The 17,253-nt window shown below is 41.6% G+C and carries 11 protein-coding genes; 7 read left to right on the forward strand and 4 right to left on the reverse strand.

The window, feature by feature from the left end; translation table 11 throughout:
• Nucleotides 1-44 precede the first annotated feature (44 nt).
• The gene (locus ACQY73_RS23075) at nucleotides 45-1,409 is read left to right on the forward strand and encodes an OmpA family protein (RefSeq protein ID WP_428655453.1); all 1,365 of its coding nucleotides are present in this window, start codon (nucleotides 45-47) and stop codon (nucleotides 1,407-1,409) included.
• Between the two features lie 111 nt (nucleotides 1,410-1,520).
• On the opposite strand, the gene purN is transcribed toward ACQY73_RS23075, so the two are convergent.
• Nucleotides 1,521-2,102, reverse strand: a complete 582-nt coding sequence (gene purN, locus ACQY73_RS23080) for a phosphoribosylglycinamide formyltransferase (RefSeq protein WP_428655455.1) — start codon at nucleotides 2,100-2,102, stop codon at nucleotides 1,521-1,523.
• A 171-nt stretch (nucleotides 2,103-2,273) separates the two neighbouring features.
• Between purN and ACQY73_RS23085 the strand changes: the two genes are divergently transcribed.
• Nucleotides 2,274-3,458 (forward strand): hypothetical protein, encoded by a 1,185-nt coding sequence (locus ACQY73_RS23085; protein ID WP_428655457.1) that lies wholly within the window; start codon nucleotides 2,274-2,276, stop codon nucleotides 3,456-3,458.
• 170 nt (nucleotides 3,459-3,628) lie between these two features.
• The gene (locus tag ACQY73_RS23090; RefSeq protein WP_428655458.1) at nucleotides 3,629-4,996 is read left to right on the forward strand and encodes an alpha/beta hydrolase family protein; all 1,368 of its coding nucleotides are present in this window, start codon (nucleotides 3,629-3,631) and stop codon (nucleotides 4,994-4,996) included.
• 6 nt (nucleotides 4,997-5,002) lie between these two features.
• Here ACQY73_RS23090 and ACQY73_RS23095 read toward each other — a convergent pair whose 3' ends face one another.
• Nucleotides 5,003-5,629, reverse strand: a complete 627-nt coding sequence (locus tag ACQY73_RS23095) for a LysE family translocator (RefSeq protein WP_428655460.1) — start codon at nucleotides 5,627-5,629, stop codon at nucleotides 5,003-5,005.
• Between the two features lie 73 nt (nucleotides 5,630-5,702).
• The gene (locus ACQY73_RS23100; protein WP_428655462.1) at nucleotides 5,703-6,260 is read right to left on the reverse strand and encodes an NUDIX domain-containing protein; all 558 of its coding nucleotides are present in this window, start codon (nucleotides 6,258-6,260) and stop codon (nucleotides 5,703-5,705) included.
• A gap of 126 nt (nucleotides 6,261-6,386) precedes the next feature.
• On the opposite strand from ACQY73_RS23100, the gene ACQY73_RS23105 reads away from it, so the two are divergent.
• A complete protein-coding gene (locus ACQY73_RS23105) occupies nucleotides 6,387-7,382 on the forward strand; it encodes a cation diffusion facilitator family transporter (protein ID WP_428655464.1) in 996 nt (331 codons plus the stop codon).
• Here ACQY73_RS23105 and ACQY73_RS23110 read toward each other — a convergent pair.
• Nucleotides 7,379-8,527, reverse strand: a complete 1,149-nt coding sequence (locus ACQY73_RS23110; protein WP_428655466.1) for an ATP-binding protein — start codon at nucleotides 8,525-8,527, stop codon at nucleotides 7,379-7,381. The two genes, ACQY73_RS23105 and ACQY73_RS23110, sit on opposite strands and share 4 nt — an antisense overlap.
• 194 nt (nucleotides 8,528-8,721) lie before the next feature.
• Between ACQY73_RS23110 and ACQY73_RS23115 the strand changes: the two genes are divergently transcribed.
• The 3 genes from ACQY73_RS23115 (at nucleotide 8,722) to ACQY73_RS23125 (ending at nucleotide 17,253) form a co-directional block, all read left to right on the forward strand.
• Complete coding sequence (locus ACQY73_RS23115; protein WP_428655469.1) at nucleotides 8,722-10,629, forward strand: amidophosphoribosyltransferase; 1,908 nt, start codon at nucleotides 8,722-8,724, stop codon at nucleotides 10,627-10,629.
• A gap of 333 nt (nucleotides 10,630-10,962) precedes the next feature.
• Nucleotides 10,963-16,260 (forward strand): LamG domain-containing protein, encoded by a 5,298-nt coding sequence (locus ACQY73_RS23120; protein WP_428655472.1) that lies wholly within the window; start codon nucleotides 10,963-10,965, stop codon nucleotides 16,258-16,260.
• 69 nt (nucleotides 16,261-16,329) lie between these two features.
• Nucleotides 16,330-17,253, forward strand: a complete 924-nt coding sequence (locus tag ACQY73_RS23125) for a sugar phosphate isomerase/epimerase family protein (protein WP_428655475.1) — start codon at nucleotides 16,330-16,332, stop codon at nucleotides 17,251-17,253.

The following is a 17,253-nucleotide window of genomic DNA, read 5'->3' on the forward strand; positions in this document are numbered from 1 at the left end:
GCGGCTTCTTGCTGTATAATTTCGTTGTTATTTATTATACAGCTATGAAAACTTTCAACCTGAATCTCTTTATTATTAGTTTTTTATGGGTAGTCTTTTCGATGGACGCCCGTTCACAAAATTATACCCGTGAGCGTGATTTTGTCATAGCTCCTATGGTAGGCATCGGCGGGATTGTTCCCTCGAAAGTAGCCTTGGTCAGCGGTACGGCCGCCGCCCGTGCGGCCTGGATTGCTTCGTATCGCGGTGAGCTTGTTTCCAAAGACGGTACCGTTCAGCAGCACACTTATTATACCGGGTTATGGGGACTCGAAACTTACTATCGTTGGAAAGACCGTCGCTCAAGCAATCGTTGGTCAGTGGGTCTCAGTACGGCTTGGCATCAGCACGTATTTAAATTGGAACATCCGTTTTCGTTTTCTTACAAAGGCTATGATATCAGCGCCACAGTGTGGAATGTAAATTACGTAAGAACCGGGTTGATGTTGCGCCGCACTTGGATGAAAGAATGGGCCGGCACCTACATTCAATTGGGCGGTTATTATTCTACCTTATTTTATGATCAATCGCCCTCCGGTCCGCAGGGATTGAAAGCGTGGGAAGATGAATTTATAGAGCAGGGCAATGGTGACCGTACCAAAGCCTATAATATTCAGAAAGGCGTGATACAGGTCGTTCCTGAGATTGGGATGCAATACGGCAAAAACAGCGGCATTGAGTTCAGTATTGCTTACTATCATCCTTTACAAAATTTGTTTCAGATGGAGACTTCCTTTGTAAAATTAAATCAGGTGATGGGCGTCAATCGGATGGATGTTTCATTGGGGGTAGTAATGGCTAATATCAAATTACCTATTACTGTTATGAAACGACGGGAGACCGTCACGTCAGAACCCAAAGTCTATGAGCCAAAGCCGGTTAAAGAGCCGAAGCCTAAGAAAATAAAAGAACCTAAACCTAAAAAAGAACCTAAGCTTAAGGAACCCAAAAAAACAAAATTGGAGAAACCTGTTGAAAAAGCCGAGCCTGAACCTAAGCCGTTAGTGCCGTCGCGCTACGATGAGGCGGTGGTCAATCAGCCTTTAGTCATGGAAAATATCTATTTTGAATTGACTAAGTCGGATTTGCTCGAAAGTTCCTATAAAGAGTTGGATCGCGTAGCAGATTGGCTGAAAGCCAATTCGAGCGTTGAAATTCGTCTGGAAGGTCATACAGATAAAATCGGAGACTCCGAAAAGAACCTGATTCTCTCCCGCGACCGAGTCAATGCCGTGCGTGAATACCTGATACGAAGAGGAGTTAGTTCAGCGCGTATTACAACCAAAGGTTATGGCGATACACGATTGGTTTGTAAACCAAGCCCCTGCGAGAAAAACCGTCGGGTAGAAATGGTGATTACGAAGAGATAAGCTTACTATACCGGAGATTTAAGTAGAATAGCGCCGTTAACCAAAACGGCGCTATTTACTGTTTGGATAGTAATTATGCTATTGATATTCCAAACCTAAGCAGCCTGAATTTTAACTGTTTAACGCGCTTAATAACTTTTCCACTACTTCCGGATAATGCTGATGCTCCAACACCTGCACTTTACGCGCCACTTCTTCGGGGGTATCTTCGGGGGTTACCGGGCAGGTTGCCTGAAAGATAATATCGCCTTCGTCATAATGCTCGTTGACATAATGGATCGAAATGCCCGATTCAAGTTCCCGAGCCTCAACGACGGCTTCATGGACAAAGTGACCATACATCCCTTTACCACCATATTTTGGTAATAATGCCGGGTGAATATTAATGATCCTGTTAGGAAATGCGTGCACCATTGCTTCGGGAATCAGCATCATAAAACCCGCTAATACCACCAGATCAATGTGCTCATTTTGGAGTATATCAATTATTTTATTGGTTTCGTAAAATGTTTTTCGGTCAAATAAAACAACGGGAATATGAAGTCGGCGCGCCCGGGCAATTACGCCCGCTTGAGGATTGTTGGAAAGAATGAGGGTAACTTCAATGTCAGCATGATCTGTGAAGTATTCGGCGATCTTTTCGGCGTTGGAACCGGAGCCTGAAGCAAAAATAGCAAGGCGTTTTTGGGCCATTGAGGATAAATGATTGGTGGTTTGAAGGTGCAAAGTTAGTTTTTTGTGAAAGTGAATACGCTATAATTTCCCGGAAACGCATAATTTCGCTCCTCTTTATAGACTTGGAAAGTCTGGGCGACCCCGTCTCAAAGACTTTCCAAGTCTTCTCTATTTGACTCAATTTCTATTATGCAACTCCTCGAAGTAGGCCAAGACACTCAACGCCAACGCGAATTTTTAATGCTCCCCGTTCGTCTTTACAAAGGCAATGCTTACTGGATTCGTCCGTTGGACAAAGACGTGGAAGATACATTCAATCCTGCTAAAAATAAAAACTTCAAATATGGAGAGTGCATTCGTTGGATCGCGGTTGATGATGCCGGGCAGACCATCGGGCGGGTAGCGGCTTTTGTTAATCAAAATACGGTGCACAAAGGCAATGATCAGCCCACAGGCGGAATGGGTTTTTTTGAGTGTATCGAAGATGAAAAAGTAGCCTTTGCATTGTTTGATATTTGCAGAAAGTGGCTCGCTGAACGAGGCATGGAGGCAATGGATGGGCCAATCAATTTCGGAGAGCGTGATCGTTTTTGGGGTGTCCTGATTCAAGGGTTTGATAAAGAACCGTTGTATGGAATGGGTTATCATTTTCCGTATTATAAGACCTTTTTTGAGAACTACGGCTTTCAGACGTATTTTGAACAATTGACGTTCTTTCTGCTTATGCCCAAAGAGCGATTTATGGAGCGAGTCAATCGCGTTTTTTTTGAGCGCGCAGAGCGAATTTTGGCCATGGAAAACTATGAATTCAGACACATAGACAAAAAACGCTTAGACAAATACGCCGAAGATTTTCGAATCGTTTACAACAAAGCATGGGCAAAAAATCTGGGTGCCGAAGACATGACGCCCGACAAAGCACGCGGAATCATGCAACGAATGAAGCCGATCCTGGACGAAGAATTGATGTGGTTTGGATATTATGCCGACGAGCCTATTGCTTTTTTTATCATGCTTCCCGAATTGAATCAGATCTTTAAACATATGAACGGGAAACTGGACTTGATCGGCAAATTAAAATTTTTGTACCATAAACTTATGAAAACCAATCATAAAGCTTTTGGAGTGATCTTTGGCGTTGTTCCTGAATTTCAGGGACGAGGTGTGGAGTCGGCCATTGCGTTGGCATCTTCGAAAGTGGCTTGGCGACCAAACTATCAGTATACCGAACTCGAAATGAATTGGATCGGTGATTTCAACCCTAAAATGATACGGTTTGTGGAATTACTGGGCGGCACACCCCATAAAGTACACACCACCTACCGTTATCTGTTTGACCGCACCAAAGAATTTAAACGTCATCCTGTTATTTAGAATCGGTTCATTTACTTTTGACTCAGGTTCAGTTTGTATTCACCATTTCGAAGCTCGCATTTTTTACTTTTATATTTTTCGGTCGCATCGGCGATCTGATTATTATTTTTCAGTTTCTCGGTTTTACATTTTTCAGTTTATACAGATCGGTTTCATAAACTCCACCTCCCATGAGAACTACCTCACTTTGTCTTCTTTGTTTAGTAATGTTGATTAAAGGTTTTGGCCAAACCTATTACGAAGGAAATCTCAGTACGTTAAAAATTGGCTTAAAAATCCAAAAAGAGCAACAAAAAGCGGCGCTGTATATTCCCGAACAAGGTTTGTTTGACTATGCACTCAAAACTTCCGTATTTCGTAACGATAGTTTACTGGCTGATCTGAGTGAATTTAAGACAATATTGACCGGGAAATTAGAGCCGGAAACTTTCTCAGGCCAATGGAAACAAAATGGCTTTCCTGCACCGCTCACGCTGAAGCGAGTTAATTTGCTATCGTTTTTGAACCGTCCACAGACTCCTGTAGCACCCTTTCCGTATAACTCAGAGGACGTGCATTTTGCCAATGCTGACCGTTCTATCCAATTTGGCGGAACACTGACGTTTCCCAAAGGCCAAGGTAAATTTCCAACGGTCATTCTCATTACCGGATCGGGGCTGCAGGATCGTGACGAAACCCTTTTTGGACATAAGCCCTTTTGGGTCATTGCCGATGCGTTGAGCCGGGAAGGCTTTGCTGTATTGCGCGTAGACGACCGAGGCATTGGTGAAACGACCGGCAAAGTAGGTACATCGGCCGATTACGCGCAGGATGTGCTGGCGGCGATCTCGTTTTTAAAATCCAGAAAGGAAGTTGATGCGAAAAAAATCGGATTGATGGGGCATAGTGAAGGAGGAATGATTGCGCCAATGGTTGCTGCTCAATCAAAAGATGTTGCTTTTATCGTGTCACTGGCAGGACTTGGTGTTGGCGGACGAGAGTTGTTGCTGAAACAAAGCGATGATATTTTGCAGAAGGCAGGTACAAATGCAACATATCGGGCAAATACTCAATCGCTTAATGCTGCACTCTATGACGCAGCTATGCGGCAGCCGCTTGAGGGCGACATAAAAGATACCCTTCAACTCGCTTTTGACAATTGGATTAAAGCCCAGCCCGATGCAGTATTGGGACAGATGGGTTTTAAAAGTGAAGCAGGCAAAAAAAATGTTACCGGACAATTTGGTCAAATAGGTTCAAAATGGTATCGTTATTTTCTTAAATACGACCCGCAGCCGATATTGGCTCAAATCAAAATACCGGTATTGGCGCTTAATGGCGGAAGTGACTTGCAGGTATCTGCCAAGGAAAATCTGGCAGGCTTTGAAAAAGGTTTAACGGCCGCAGGAAACAGGAATTTCAAAACAATAGAACTTCCGGGTTTAAATCACCTTTTTCAGAAATGCCAAAAATGCACCACCGCCGAGTATGGTATGTTGGAAGAGACATTTTCGGCCGATGCATTGAAAATAATTGTTGATTGGCTGAAACAGCAATAGTTCGTTCTATTTAAGAAATTCTTCCCAAAGAAGTTTGGTGGCCACTCCTAAAAAAACCACTCCTGTAGCGATGTTGATGTAATGGATGACCTTGATAGTGAGCAATCCACGCAAACGGTGAGCATAAACTGCCAAAGCGGATTCAGTAGCTCCGACCCCAACGAGGCTCATACTGAAAAAAATGATCATTTCGCTGAGATCGTAGCGCCCCTTGGTGCGCAGGTACGCCGCAATGGCCGCCCAAGACATAAAATTAATAGGGTTGAGGGCATTAAGGGCAACGCCTTTGAGGAAAAATTTTAAATTGGAACGTCGTCGGCTGCGGTCGTCGGCGTGTGTTTTAGGTTCAAGGGTGGGCGTTTTTAAAAAATTCCCAATCGCTAAGATCACCAAAAAAATAATTCCGATGGCACCGATCCACTTATCGAAATTGTTGATTTGAGGCAAAAAAGAAGTACCGAAAATGGCCGTAAAGATAAAAAAAGCATCGCTGGCAACTACTCCTAACGCAATCTGAACGCCGCTCCGATAGCCCCGTTCAATACTCGTTTGTATCAAAGCAAAAAATACCGTTCCGAAGGTAAGACACAACAAAATTCCCGCAATCAATCCGTATAAAGCTGCCAGAAACATAGGTTTAAATTAACTGTTTAACGTTGAAAAGTAAGGTGTCAGTTGAGCGTTGGTACTAAACGGTCAATTTATTCTAAATGCCTCTGAGGCGCGCTATTTTCAAAAGCCCCATCACGCTTAGAGAATCTGTAATTTCGGAGCGCATAACCATCTCTATGGCTTCCTTTAACGGAATTCGCGCCACGTGCAGTTGTTCGGTGTCTTCGGGTTGTTGTTGGGCTTGGGTGAGTTGTTCGGCAATATACAAAAAACCTTCTTCGTCGCCGACGGAGTTGGACAGGTGTACACGGGCGATCTTAGTCCATTTGGCGGCAATGAGGCCTGTTTCTTCCAACAATTCCCGTTTGGCTCCTTCGAGCGGGTCTTCGTCCATCGGCCCGCCGCCTTCAGGAATTTCCCACGAATATTCCTCCAACGGATAGCGGTATTGACCTACCAGATAAGTAAATCCTTCATCGTCAATCGGGATAACGCCAATGGCTTTATTTTTATAATGCACCACGCCGTATATTCCCGGGCCGCCGCTGGGATTAAGAACTTCTTCGTGGCGTACCTGAATCCATTTATTGTCGTACACGACGCTGGATGTCAGCGTTTTCCACGGGTTTTCTGTTTCAAAAGGAAGAGACATAACAGGCTGAATTTCTAATACAGTGTGTTGAATGTAAAATGCTTCGTTTTCTTACGACATGTATATTTAATACTAAGGTTTGGGGCTAAACTCGTAACTTTGTGTCCAAGTTACCCCAAAAAAGTCGTGCAAGTTAGCCAAAATTCTAAATTCCGTTGGATTATCCTCTCGCTTAGTTTGAGCATAGTTTTAATGGTAATTAAGTTCTCCGCCTATTATTTGACTCGTTCTAATGCCATATTAAGTGATGCCTTAGAATCGATCATCAACGTCATTGCGAGCAGTTTTGCTTTTTACAGTATCTATCTTTCGTCGCAACCCAAAGACCTTGATCATCCTTACGGCCACGGGAAGATCGAATATTTTTCATCAGGATTTGAAGGGGCGCTCATCATCATTGCAGGCGTTTTGATCGCGGTAGAAGCCGTTCAGCACCTGCTTCATCCTTTGCCTATTCAGCACTTGGATTGGGGGCTTTTGTTGATTTTAGTAACAGTGGTTCTTAATGGCGTAGTGGGTTATTATCTCCAAAAAGTAGGCAAGGAAACCCGCTCGGATGCGCTCATTGCTGATGGTAAACATTTAATGACCGATAGTCTAAGCAGCGTACTGATATTGATAGGGTTGGGGCTGCTGATTCTCACCGGTTTGCAATGGATCGACAGTGCGGCATCGTTGATTTTGTCATTGGTAATATTCTACAATGGATTTACGCTCATCAGAGGATCAGTCGCTGCGTTGATGGATCAAACCGACCCCGAGCTTTTGGAACGTATTGTGAATATTCTCAAAAACCACAAACGCGACTATTGGATCGATGTGCACAACATGCGCATTCAAAAATACGGCCCCGATCTGCACATAGACTGCCACCTCACACTGCCATATTACTGGGATTTGCGTCAGGTTCATCAGGCTGTGCATGAATTCGAAGAAGCATTGGAAGAAGATACGGGAGGGCATGTTGAATTCTTTATTCACGTTGATCCCTGCCTGCCTGAATGCTGTAAATACTGTCGCTTGGTCGATTGCCCCGTCCGGGCAGAAGCCTTCCGGAAAGACATTGATTGGAGCACACACAACTTATCTAAAAATCAAAAGCACTTTGTAGAGCCCGATTAAACGGAAGATGCCAACTCCGTTACAAATGATAAATAATTTTCTCGGTGGATGACTGTAAAACTTGCCTCCGGATAGGCTTCCGCAAAGGCTTTGGGAATTTTGGCTTGTTTTTTCTGCCATTTGAACTCATAAGCGTCAATTCTGCCATCCTTTATTTCAATCCAATCTATTTCCTGTTGATCGTATGTTCGCCAAAAGAACGTTTCGGATAAGCTCGAAGTATATTTTAATACTTTCAGACGTTCGCTGATTAAATAATTCTCCCAAAGCTCGCCAACATCTGTACGAATGACTAAAGGGCGAAAATCGTTAATAAGAGCATTGCGCACTCCTACGTCCCAAAAATACCACCGCGCACTTTTCGTAATTTCCTTTCTCAGGTTGCGGCTGAAAGCTTCCACTTTTTTCAAAATGAATACTTTTGTGCATAGATCAAGATACTTTTCAACGGTATTTTTACTCATTTGTAACTGCTTGCCCAACTCGTCCATAGACACTTCCTTCCCTAATTGAAACGCAATCAATCGTAACAGATCTCTGATTTTTGAACTGTTTCTAATGCCTTCATAAGCCATAATATCTTTAAGCAAATAGGAATTGACCATATCTTTAAGGTATTCTGCTTTAGCAGCACCGAGCGGTAGATTCCAAAGCTCAGGATAGCTTCCGAAAAGTAATCTGTCTTCTACATTTTGAATGGTTTGTAATGCATTCTCAAAGGGCAAAAGTTCCTGTTGTGCAATGGGGTATAGTTCGTGAAAGGATGCCCTTCCTGTTAATGGCTCACCTGAAAGATTGGCCAAATCGAAAGCAGAAGAGCCGGTAACAATCACTCGAATACCCTCAAAATTGTCTACTATTAATTTTAGTACTTTCCCAACCTCAGGAATTGCTTGGGCTTCGTCAATTACCAATAATTCTGTATCTCCAAGCAATCGTTGATAATTGGCAATGCTTCTTTGCCCAAGAACCTGCTGAACATCAATGTCTTCGCCTTGAAGAACGAGATTTTTATAGGAGGTTTTGGATACAATCCGGTTCAATAAAAAGGTTTTGCCTACCCGCCGAGTCCCAAAAATGAGTTGTACTTTATTAGGAACAAGTCGGTTTAGCAATGTTTTTTCCAACAGCCGTATAATTTCCATTTTCGAGGGTTTTTAGCTATAAAGGTATAAAAAATGTCAATTAAATGACAAAATTTATATAAAAAACGTCAATTAGGTGACGTTTTTTGAAAAGAAATTATTGTTTTTAAACTTTCTTAAAATTTAACACACAGTTTTGGAATTCGATTTCTTAACTTTGTGTTAACAAATCGTCACACACTTCACACTCCCTGATGAGCGACGCTATAAAACACGAATGTGGGATTGCCCTCATTCGACTCCGGAAGCCGTTTCAATATTATATTGATAAATACGGCACACCCCTCTACGCAGTCTATAAACTTCACACTTTGATGGAAAAACAGGTAAACCGAGGCCAAGACGGCGCCGGGGTAGCCAACATCAAGCTCGAAGTTCCGCCGGGCAGCCGCTACATAAGCCGCTACCGATCGGTAGACCCCCAACCCGTAGCTGAGATCTTTAAGAAGGTACAGAAGAAATTCAAAAAAGCCTTTAAAGAACTCAAGGGCGATCAAAAAGACCTCCGTTACGACGCCAATTGGCTACAGGAAAACGTAGCATTTACGGGTGAAGTCTGGTTAGGTCACCTGCGCTACGGTACCCACGGTGCCAACGAGATCGAAAACTGCCATCCGATGTTGCGTCAAAACAACTGGCGAAGCAGAAACCTGGTGGTAGCAGGAAACTTTAACATGACCAACGTGGACACGCTTTTTGATAAGCTCGTTTCGCTGGGACAGCATCCAAAAGACCGGGTGGATACTGTCACGATCATGGAAAAAATCGGTCACTTTTTAGATGAAGAAAACCAGCGCGTTTTCGACCGCTTCAAAGGTATTTACGAAAATCCTGACCTTTCTGACGTCATCGAAGACAATATGGATATGGTGCGCGTGCTGCACCGTTCCTGCCGTGATTTTGACGGTGGTTTTGCCATGTGCGGAATGACAGGTTCAGGACAGGCCTTTGTAGTACGCGATCCATCCGGTATTCGTCCGGCGTATTATTATGCCGACGATGAAGTGGTGGTCGTTGCTTCTGAAAAACCGGCCATCAAAGCTGCTTTTGATGCCAATTATGCTGATATTAAGGAAATCACGCCGGGCCATGCGCTGATCATTGATAAATACGGCGAATACGGTCAGCACCAGATTTTAAAGCCTCTTGAGAAACGTTCGTGCAGTTTTGAACGGATTTATTTTTCGCGCGCTTCTGACCCCGATATTTACCACGAACGCAAGCAGTTGGGGAAATTATTGATTCCTCAAATTTTGGAAGAAGTAGATTACGACCTCGAAAATACAGTATTTTCATACATTCCGAATACGGCCGAAACAGCATTTTTTGGGCTGGTGGAAGGATTGGAAGAGTACTTGGCCAAGCAGCGTAAAAATGCAATTCTGAACGGGAATCTTTCGCCGGAAGAATTGGACAAAGTGCTTTCGTTCCGCCCGAGGATTGAAAAACTGGTATCCAAAGATGTTAAGCAACGGACGTTTATTACGAGTGATGCCGCCCGTGATGAAATGGTTTCTCACGTCTATGACATGACCTATGAGGTGGTGAAAAAAGGCGTTGATACGATTGTGGTCGTGGACGACTCCATTGTACGCGGTACTACGTTGGAAAAAAGTATTCTGCGCCTGTTGGATCGTTTGGGTCCGAAGAAAATTGTGATCGTATCATCGGCACCGCAGATACGCTATCCGGACTGCTACGGCATTGATATGTCGAAAGTGAAAGACTTTGTTGCTTTCCGTGCGGCATTACAACTCTTGAAAGAACGTGGCTTAGACAACCTGCGCGACGAAGTATATGCCCAATGTGTAGCTTCGCTCGAAACAGGAAATGCCTATCAGCAAAACTATGTGAAAGCATTGTTTGAGCCGTTTACACCGGAAGAGGTTTCGCGTAAAGTGGCGGACATTGTGCGTCCTAAAGATTTAAAAGCCGATTTGTCGATCATATTCCAAACGGTAGAAAACCTGCACGAAGCGTGTCCAAATCACAGCGGCGACTGGTATTTTACAGGAGATTATCCAACGCCGGGAGGAAATCGCGTGGTCAACAAAGCCTACGCAAACTTCTACGAAGGCCGCGGTGTGGTGAGAGCTTATTAGTATCTAAAATATAGCATTAAAAGCATATATTATAAACAATAAAATTAACGCTTATTTTTACTGATAAGCTCGTTAAAATGTAGCGACTTTATTGTTCATTATTTGAAGATTACTGCTCTTACGCATTTTTGGATAAAAATTAATAAGTATATAATTCAAAAAGGGTTGTCCAAACATATGCTTGGGCAACCCTTTTTGAATTATATAACTAAACCTTACCATTAATTTTTGTCCGGTATTCTAAAAAGTATTATTTATTGAGGGGAATTTAGATTTATTTTGGGTTATTAAGTTTTTTAAGATTTATTGTCAAATACTTATTCTTAATTCCCAATGAAATTGCCAAACGGTCTTTTTTTCTTATTATGTATTTCTTTTAATAGCCTTGGACAACAAAAGAAAAGCCCACCTGGCATAGCGAATATAAGCTCGGTCGAATTTAGCTCATATCGAATTGGATGCAGCCTTTTTAATAATCCGGATAATTATAATACAGGAAGTAGCTTTACTTATAATGCTCCAATTAATAACAATTCCTATTTGACAGGGCCTAATAATGCAAAATATGGATGCTTATATACTGTCCCAAACCAAGCTTGGTTTATTATTGAAGTAAATTCAAGCGGTTCTCTTTACTTTCGTTTCACAAATAGTAAAGGAGTTGATGTTGATGCGGCCATTTGGGGGCCAATTCAAAATGCTGAAATCTCTGCTGCCTGCACATCTGTCAATTCTCTTCCAATAACTTGTGATTACGATGCATTTGATCCTGATTTATCTATTTTAAATGCGCAGGCAGGTCAGAAATATATAATGTTAGTAACGAATTATTCTAATGCAATTACTAATATTAACATTTCTCAGCCAACAGGTGGCAGTGTCACATATCATATGCTGAAATTGCCAAATTGTTCTAATCTTCCTACAGCTTCGATATCCGGTTCATCAACAATTAATGAAGGACAGTCGACTGGTTTGACCTTAAATTTTTCAGGAGAAAGCCCTTGGATATATTCATTGTCCGATGGCAGTATTGATACGGCCAAAACAACTCCCTTAATGAAAGTTGTAACCCCTGTAGCTTCAACTAATTATACCATTACCTCAGTCCGTAATGTTTGTGGAACGGGTAATACTTCAGGAAATGCAGGTGTTTCAGTAGCAAGAACACTAAGTTTAAAATCATGCTATCCCTTTGATGGAGATTCCAATGATTCTAAAAATGTTAATAACGGTGTTGTTTCAGGAACTGTGCTTACTACAGATCGACAAAATCAGTTAAATAAATCATACTATTTTAATGGATTAAGTGATTACATCTCTGCGTCGGCCAACCAATTTAATAATTCAACTTTTGGGTTTTCAAGCTGGGTAAAGTTAGATGATTTACCATTAGAAGGTGAGCCGCAACGCATTATTATGTCAATGGGCAATAGTTCAAGCCAACATTATTTATCGGTAGATAATAACGGTGGCGAAGCTAAATGGAAATTTTCTTCTAACGGGTTTAATGTTTATAGTAATCGTAATCTGGAGACAAACCATTGGCATTTTTTAGTCGGAATACGTCGAAATACAGAATTGCTATTATATATAGATGGAGAACCGGTAAATTCAAAATCATCAATACCGGCTACTTCATTTGAGGTAAATTCTTCTTTCCGAATAGGTTGTGGTATTAATAATGACCAATTCTTTAAAGGTAAAATTGATGATGTAAAAATATACCAAGGAGCTATTATTTTGCCTGAAATAAAGCTTAACTATGCGGCTACAACATGTAATGATGTAACTCAAGAGACTTACATCTACTTGGAAAGTCTTAGCTCCACAATTATCTGTACAGATAGGGCCTTTGGTATATCTGTCCAAACTGCTAATTTTCAAAATGTATATGATCCTAATTTATCATTTATGGTTGAGCTTTCTGATACTACAGGAAGTTTTGCAAATCCGATAATTTTAGCAAATGCATCATTTTTGCCCATTAACTCAGTGACTATTCCTGCTAACCTTCCCCAAGGCAACTATAAGGTCAGGATACGTTATGGTAACTTATACAGTATCAACGTCTTGAATTTAGTTCTTAATAAACCGATCGTTGCCACGTTTACCGGAACATCTGCAATTCAAGATGGTCAGAATACGGCTCTTAATATAAATTGGACCGGTACTTTTCCTTTCAATTATGTAATAAATGGCGAGAACTCAATTATTTCAGGAAATGTCATCACAAATGTTAATCCTACATTGATAAGTGTCACTCCTGAACGTACAACTACCTATTTTGCTTCAATAAGTAATGTTTGTGGTGCAGGAACTGTTAATGGCACTCCCATTATAACTGTAATAGTTCCTAAGCAACTTATTACTTGCTTACCATTTAATGGAAACGCAAATGATACCAGAGATAATAATTTTATTTCGTTAATCGGAGGGCCACTTTTGATCGGCAATCGAATTGGTGCATCCAATGCGGCATACTTATTCAATGGTAGCAACGATTATATGAAAGGAACCACCAATAATCTTCGTAAGCAAGAGTATACAATGTCAGCATGGGTGTTTCTTAACGAATTGCCAACAAGCGGGCAAACCCGATACGTTATTTCGATAGGCGATAATGTTGGTTCAGGCAACCTGCAGGGGTTAGCCTTGACGGCTACTTCCGGAGTTGCTCGTTGGGCTTTTGTTTCGACTAATCAAAGTACAACTCAAATAGTTGAGGCATCCGGTAGTGTGCAAACCGCACAGTGGATTCATCTGACGGCTGTTAGGAAGAACAATGAAATGCGTTTATATATCAATGGCGCTTCAGTGGGATTTGTTAACACCTCATCATATATAGTCTTTAAAGATACTGATTCATTACGTGTTGGCGGAAAGTTAGGTAATAACGGTATTACTACGGACCTTTTTAAGGGAGTAATAGATGATGTTCGTCTTTATAAAGGGGCACTTAATGATACTGAGGTAGCAGCATTGTATTATACGGTACAGGATTGCCCTGTTATTGAAAATGCTCCTATTGCAATTCTTCAGTCGATTACTACTCCTGCTTGTGCCGGTCAAAATATAACTATCGCATACAATAGTAACCTTACTGTTAGTAATTCTAATCCTTTACGAGTAGAATTGTCTAATTCATTAGGTAGTTTTGCTAATCCAACATTACTTGGTACGGGTACGAGCAATCCGTTAATTGTGCCAATTTCTTCTATCCTTGCTCCGGGAAGCGGTTATAGAGTAAGAATTACGCAACTTGGTACTTCAGTTGTGACCAGCATTAACTCTTTGGCTATCAATATTAACTCTACCATACCAACAGCTACACTTACAGGTACCGCAACTATAGGAGAAGGTGCTGTCGCTACTTTGACAATTAATTTTTCAGGTACCGGACCGTGGACTTACGCCTTAAATGGAGGTTCGTTACAAACCACTTCCAATAACCCACAATCAATTTCAGTTACTCCAATTACAACAACGACTTATAGTATTACATCGGTTTCAAATGTTGCGTGTAATACAGGTACAGGTTCCGGGAGTGCCACCGTTACCGTAATACCAATAGCTAATCGCTTAATAAGCTGTTATCCATTTAATGGAAATGCCAATGATAGTCAAGGCAGTAATAATGGAGTTGCTAATAATGCAACTCTCACAACTGATCGTTTTGGTAACCCAAACAGTGCTTACTATTTTGGCTCCAGAGCATATGTTCAAATTCCAATATTAGGAATGAAAAACAGTGCTTATACTTATTCTGTTTGGTTTTCAATAGCAAAGCCCGATTCACAATCAGAGAGAGTTTTGATTGACTTAATGGGGCATTCATTATCGCTTAATTATTATCAAATAGGAGAACCCCTAGGTCATTTTAATTACCGCGGAAACGCCGATGGAAGTATGACCAGTATACAACCAACCCTACGCCCTGATACTTGGTATCAGGCAACAATCACACGGGATGGTCGGAATTTTGCGTTTTATTTAAACGGCATACTTCAATCCGGTAGCATGGGTAATGCCGACCCTGTTTATGGGTATGGAGATACTTATATCGCATTTATAGGTGCTATGAACGCTGCCGGGGGAGCGCTTACCGGATTTGAAGGTAAAATTGATGATGTAAAAATCTTTAAAGGTTCACTGAATGCGATCCAAGTCATGCAACTTTATCGCTCCTCAAGCTGTGAAGAAAATAGACTGTCTTTAGGGACCATTACCGATACAGTTTTTTGCCAGAACCAAGCTCTTTCAATCCCTTTTTTCTCAATCGGTGTTTTAGGTGTTTTAAGCGGTAATGCTATTAACGTTGAATTATCTGATGCTTCAGGTGGTTTTTCGAACCCTACAGTCATTGGCTCAGGAAACGTAACACCTATAAGTGCTCAAATACCGACTGTCAGTGGTAGTGGTTACAAAATTCGCCTGCGCTTTGCCGGTAATTCCGGTATAATCAGTGATACATCTTCCGTTCTGAAAATTCTCGGGAATGTGACCGCGACTATTAGTGGTGATACAACCATATTTGAAGAAAGTAGGGCTTCCTTGAAAATTAGTTTTACCGGTGCAGGTCCCCGGTTGTATTCGATCAATGGAGGGGCTGTTCAGACGGCCTCGTCGAATCCTGAGATAATATCATTGAGTCCTTTAATTACAACAACTTATACGCTCACATCTATCAATAACGGGTGTAATAGCAGTGTAGGTATTGGCAGCGCAACGATAAGAATAGAAGCATTGCCGGCAGTTACAAAATTGGTTAGTTGTTATCCATTTAATGGAAATGCCAATGATAGTCGAGGGATTAATAACGGAACAGCATATAACGTGACATTAACAACAGATCGGTTTGGGAACCCTAACAGTGCCTATTTATTTAGTGGAAATAATTCATATATTCAAATTCCGACAAACCAAATTTTAAACAGTAGTTATACCTATTCTCTGTGGTTCTCGCCACCCAGTGACATAGTTCTTTATAGTCGCTCAATTATAGATATTATGGGTCACTTATTAGAATTAGAACTTGTCACCGCTAACCCCATCTATAATTATGCTACCTATAAAGTCACCTATAATGGAAACAGTGATGGTTCTGCTAATTACAATTTGGTAAATATTAGCAGTAATCAATGGTTTCACATAGTTATCACATGTAAGGGAAAAAACTTTGCTTTATATTTAAACGGAATATTGGTAAATTCCTCCGGCAGCTCAGGAGTAAATAGTCCTGCATATGGAGGAGTGGGAATTCAAAATGCTTTTATAGGAAGAAGCAATGTAGTAAAAAACGGGTATCCAAATGATTACCTTAATTACTTTATTGGTAAAATTGATGAAGTTAAAATTTTTAAAGGTGCGCTAATAGCTGATCAAGTAGCGGCCTTATATCTTTTAAAGGATTGTGAAGTTCCGCCCGTACCCTGTTTGGAATCTCAGATTATTTCTTCAGTGCTGGATGGACAGGAATATATTCTTTCGAGAGGTACTGTCACTTCTAATAGTTTGATTAGTGCGGAAGCCAATATTACTTTTGATGCTAAGATGTCTACCCAACTATTGCCCGGTTTTGAAGCTAAACGAGGAAGTGTTTTTAATGCTCAAATAGGTGGATGTAATTGATTGGATTTGTAATGTTTTTATAAAGTCTTTGAGAAAAAGTTTGTAAAAGTTTCCGATTATATATTTAATATGAAATCCCTCACTCGCCGCCGTTTTTTACACGCCTCAACTTTATTGGCAGGGGCGGCTTTGCTGCCGCAATTCAGAATTGCCCAAAGATCGTTGCGTTTGGGTGGGCCCATTTTTTTGAAAAGTGATGATCCTGTTGAGTTGGCAAAAGAGCATCGACGTTTGGGATACAGCGCAGCATACGTTCCTAAAGTGGAACTGAAAGATACTGCCCGCATAGCCGCGCTTCGAAAGGCGTTTGCGGAGCAAAACGTGATCATTGCTGAAGTGGGAGCGTGGGTAAATATGCTCGATCAAGATGCTGAGAAACGTGCGAAAAATATTACGTATGTGACCGAACGACTGGCATTGGCAGAGGAAATAGGTGCATTGACCTGCGTAGATATTGCAGGTTCTTACAATCCAAAAAATTGGGACGGACCGGATGCTCGAAACCTGACCAAAGAATATTTTGATGCTACGGTCGAAAATTGCCGCAAAGTGATTGATGCTGTCAAGCCCAAAACGGCCAAATTTGCCCTTGAAATGATGGGTTGGAGTTTGCCCAATGATGCTGATTCTTGCCTTAAATTTATAAAAGCCATTGACCGACCCGCCTTTGCGGCACACGTTGATATTGCCAATATCATCAACTCTCCCGAACGTTTTTATCAAAATACGGCGCTTATCAACGATACTTTTCGCAAATTAGGAAAGTGGATCGTGTCTTGCCATGCCAAAGATGTGGTGGGAAAAGATGCGCATTTTGCCGAAACCATGCCGGGACGCGGCAGCATGGATTATCCAACGTATCTCCGTAATGTAACGGCTCTGCCCCGCGAAGTTCCGCTCATGCTCGAACACCTTAGAACGGCTGAAGAATACGATGAAGCGCGACTCTATGTAATGAAAGTGGCCACAGAGGTAAATATTCCGTTGGCTTAA

Origin of the sequence: Runella sp. (genome assembly GCF_965279615.1) — a bacterium.
Lineage (GTDB): Bacteria > Bacteroidota > Bacteroidia > Cytophagales > Spirosomataceae > Runella.

Excerpts from the sequence above, each read along its gene's own strand:
- ACQY73_RS23120 (WP_428655472.1), top strand. The coding sequence starts at position 10,963 with ATGAAATTGCCAAACGGTCTTTTTTTCTTATTATGTATTTCTTTTAAT.
- purN (WP_428655455.1), bottom strand. The coding sequence starts at position 2,102 with ATGGCCCAAAAACGCCTTGCTATTTTTGCTTCAGGCTCCGGTTCCAAC.
- ACQY73_RS23100 (WP_428655462.1), bottom strand. The coding sequence starts at position 6,260 with ATGTCTCTTCCTTTTGAAACAGAAAACCCGTGGAAAACGCTGACATCC.
- ACQY73_RS23115 (WP_428655469.1), top strand. The coding sequence starts at position 8,722 with ATGAGCGACGCTATAAAACACGAATGTGGGATTGCCCTCATTCGACTC.
- ACQY73_RS23095 (WP_428655460.1), bottom strand. The coding sequence starts at position 5,629 with ATGTTTCTGGCAGCTTTATACGGATTGATTGCGGGAATTTTGTTGTGT.
- ACQY73_RS23125 (WP_428655475.1), top strand. The coding sequence starts at position 16,330 with ATGAAATCCCTCACTCGCCGCCGTTTTTTACACGCCTCAACTTTATTG.
- ACQY73_RS23075 (WP_428655453.1), top strand. The coding sequence starts at position 45 with ATGAAAACTTTCAACCTGAATCTCTTTATTATTAGTTTTTTATGGGTA.
- ACQY73_RS23110 (WP_428655466.1), bottom strand. The coding sequence starts at position 8,527 with ATGGAAATTATACGGCTGTTGGAAAAAACATTGCTAAACCGACTTGTT.
- ACQY73_RS23085 (WP_428655457.1), top strand. The coding sequence starts at position 2,274 with ATGCAACTCCTCGAAGTAGGCCAAGACACTCAACGCCAACGCGAATTT.
- ACQY73_RS23090 (WP_428655458.1), top strand. The coding sequence starts at position 3,629 with ATGAGAACTACCTCACTTTGTCTTCTTTGTTTAGTAATGTTGATTAAA.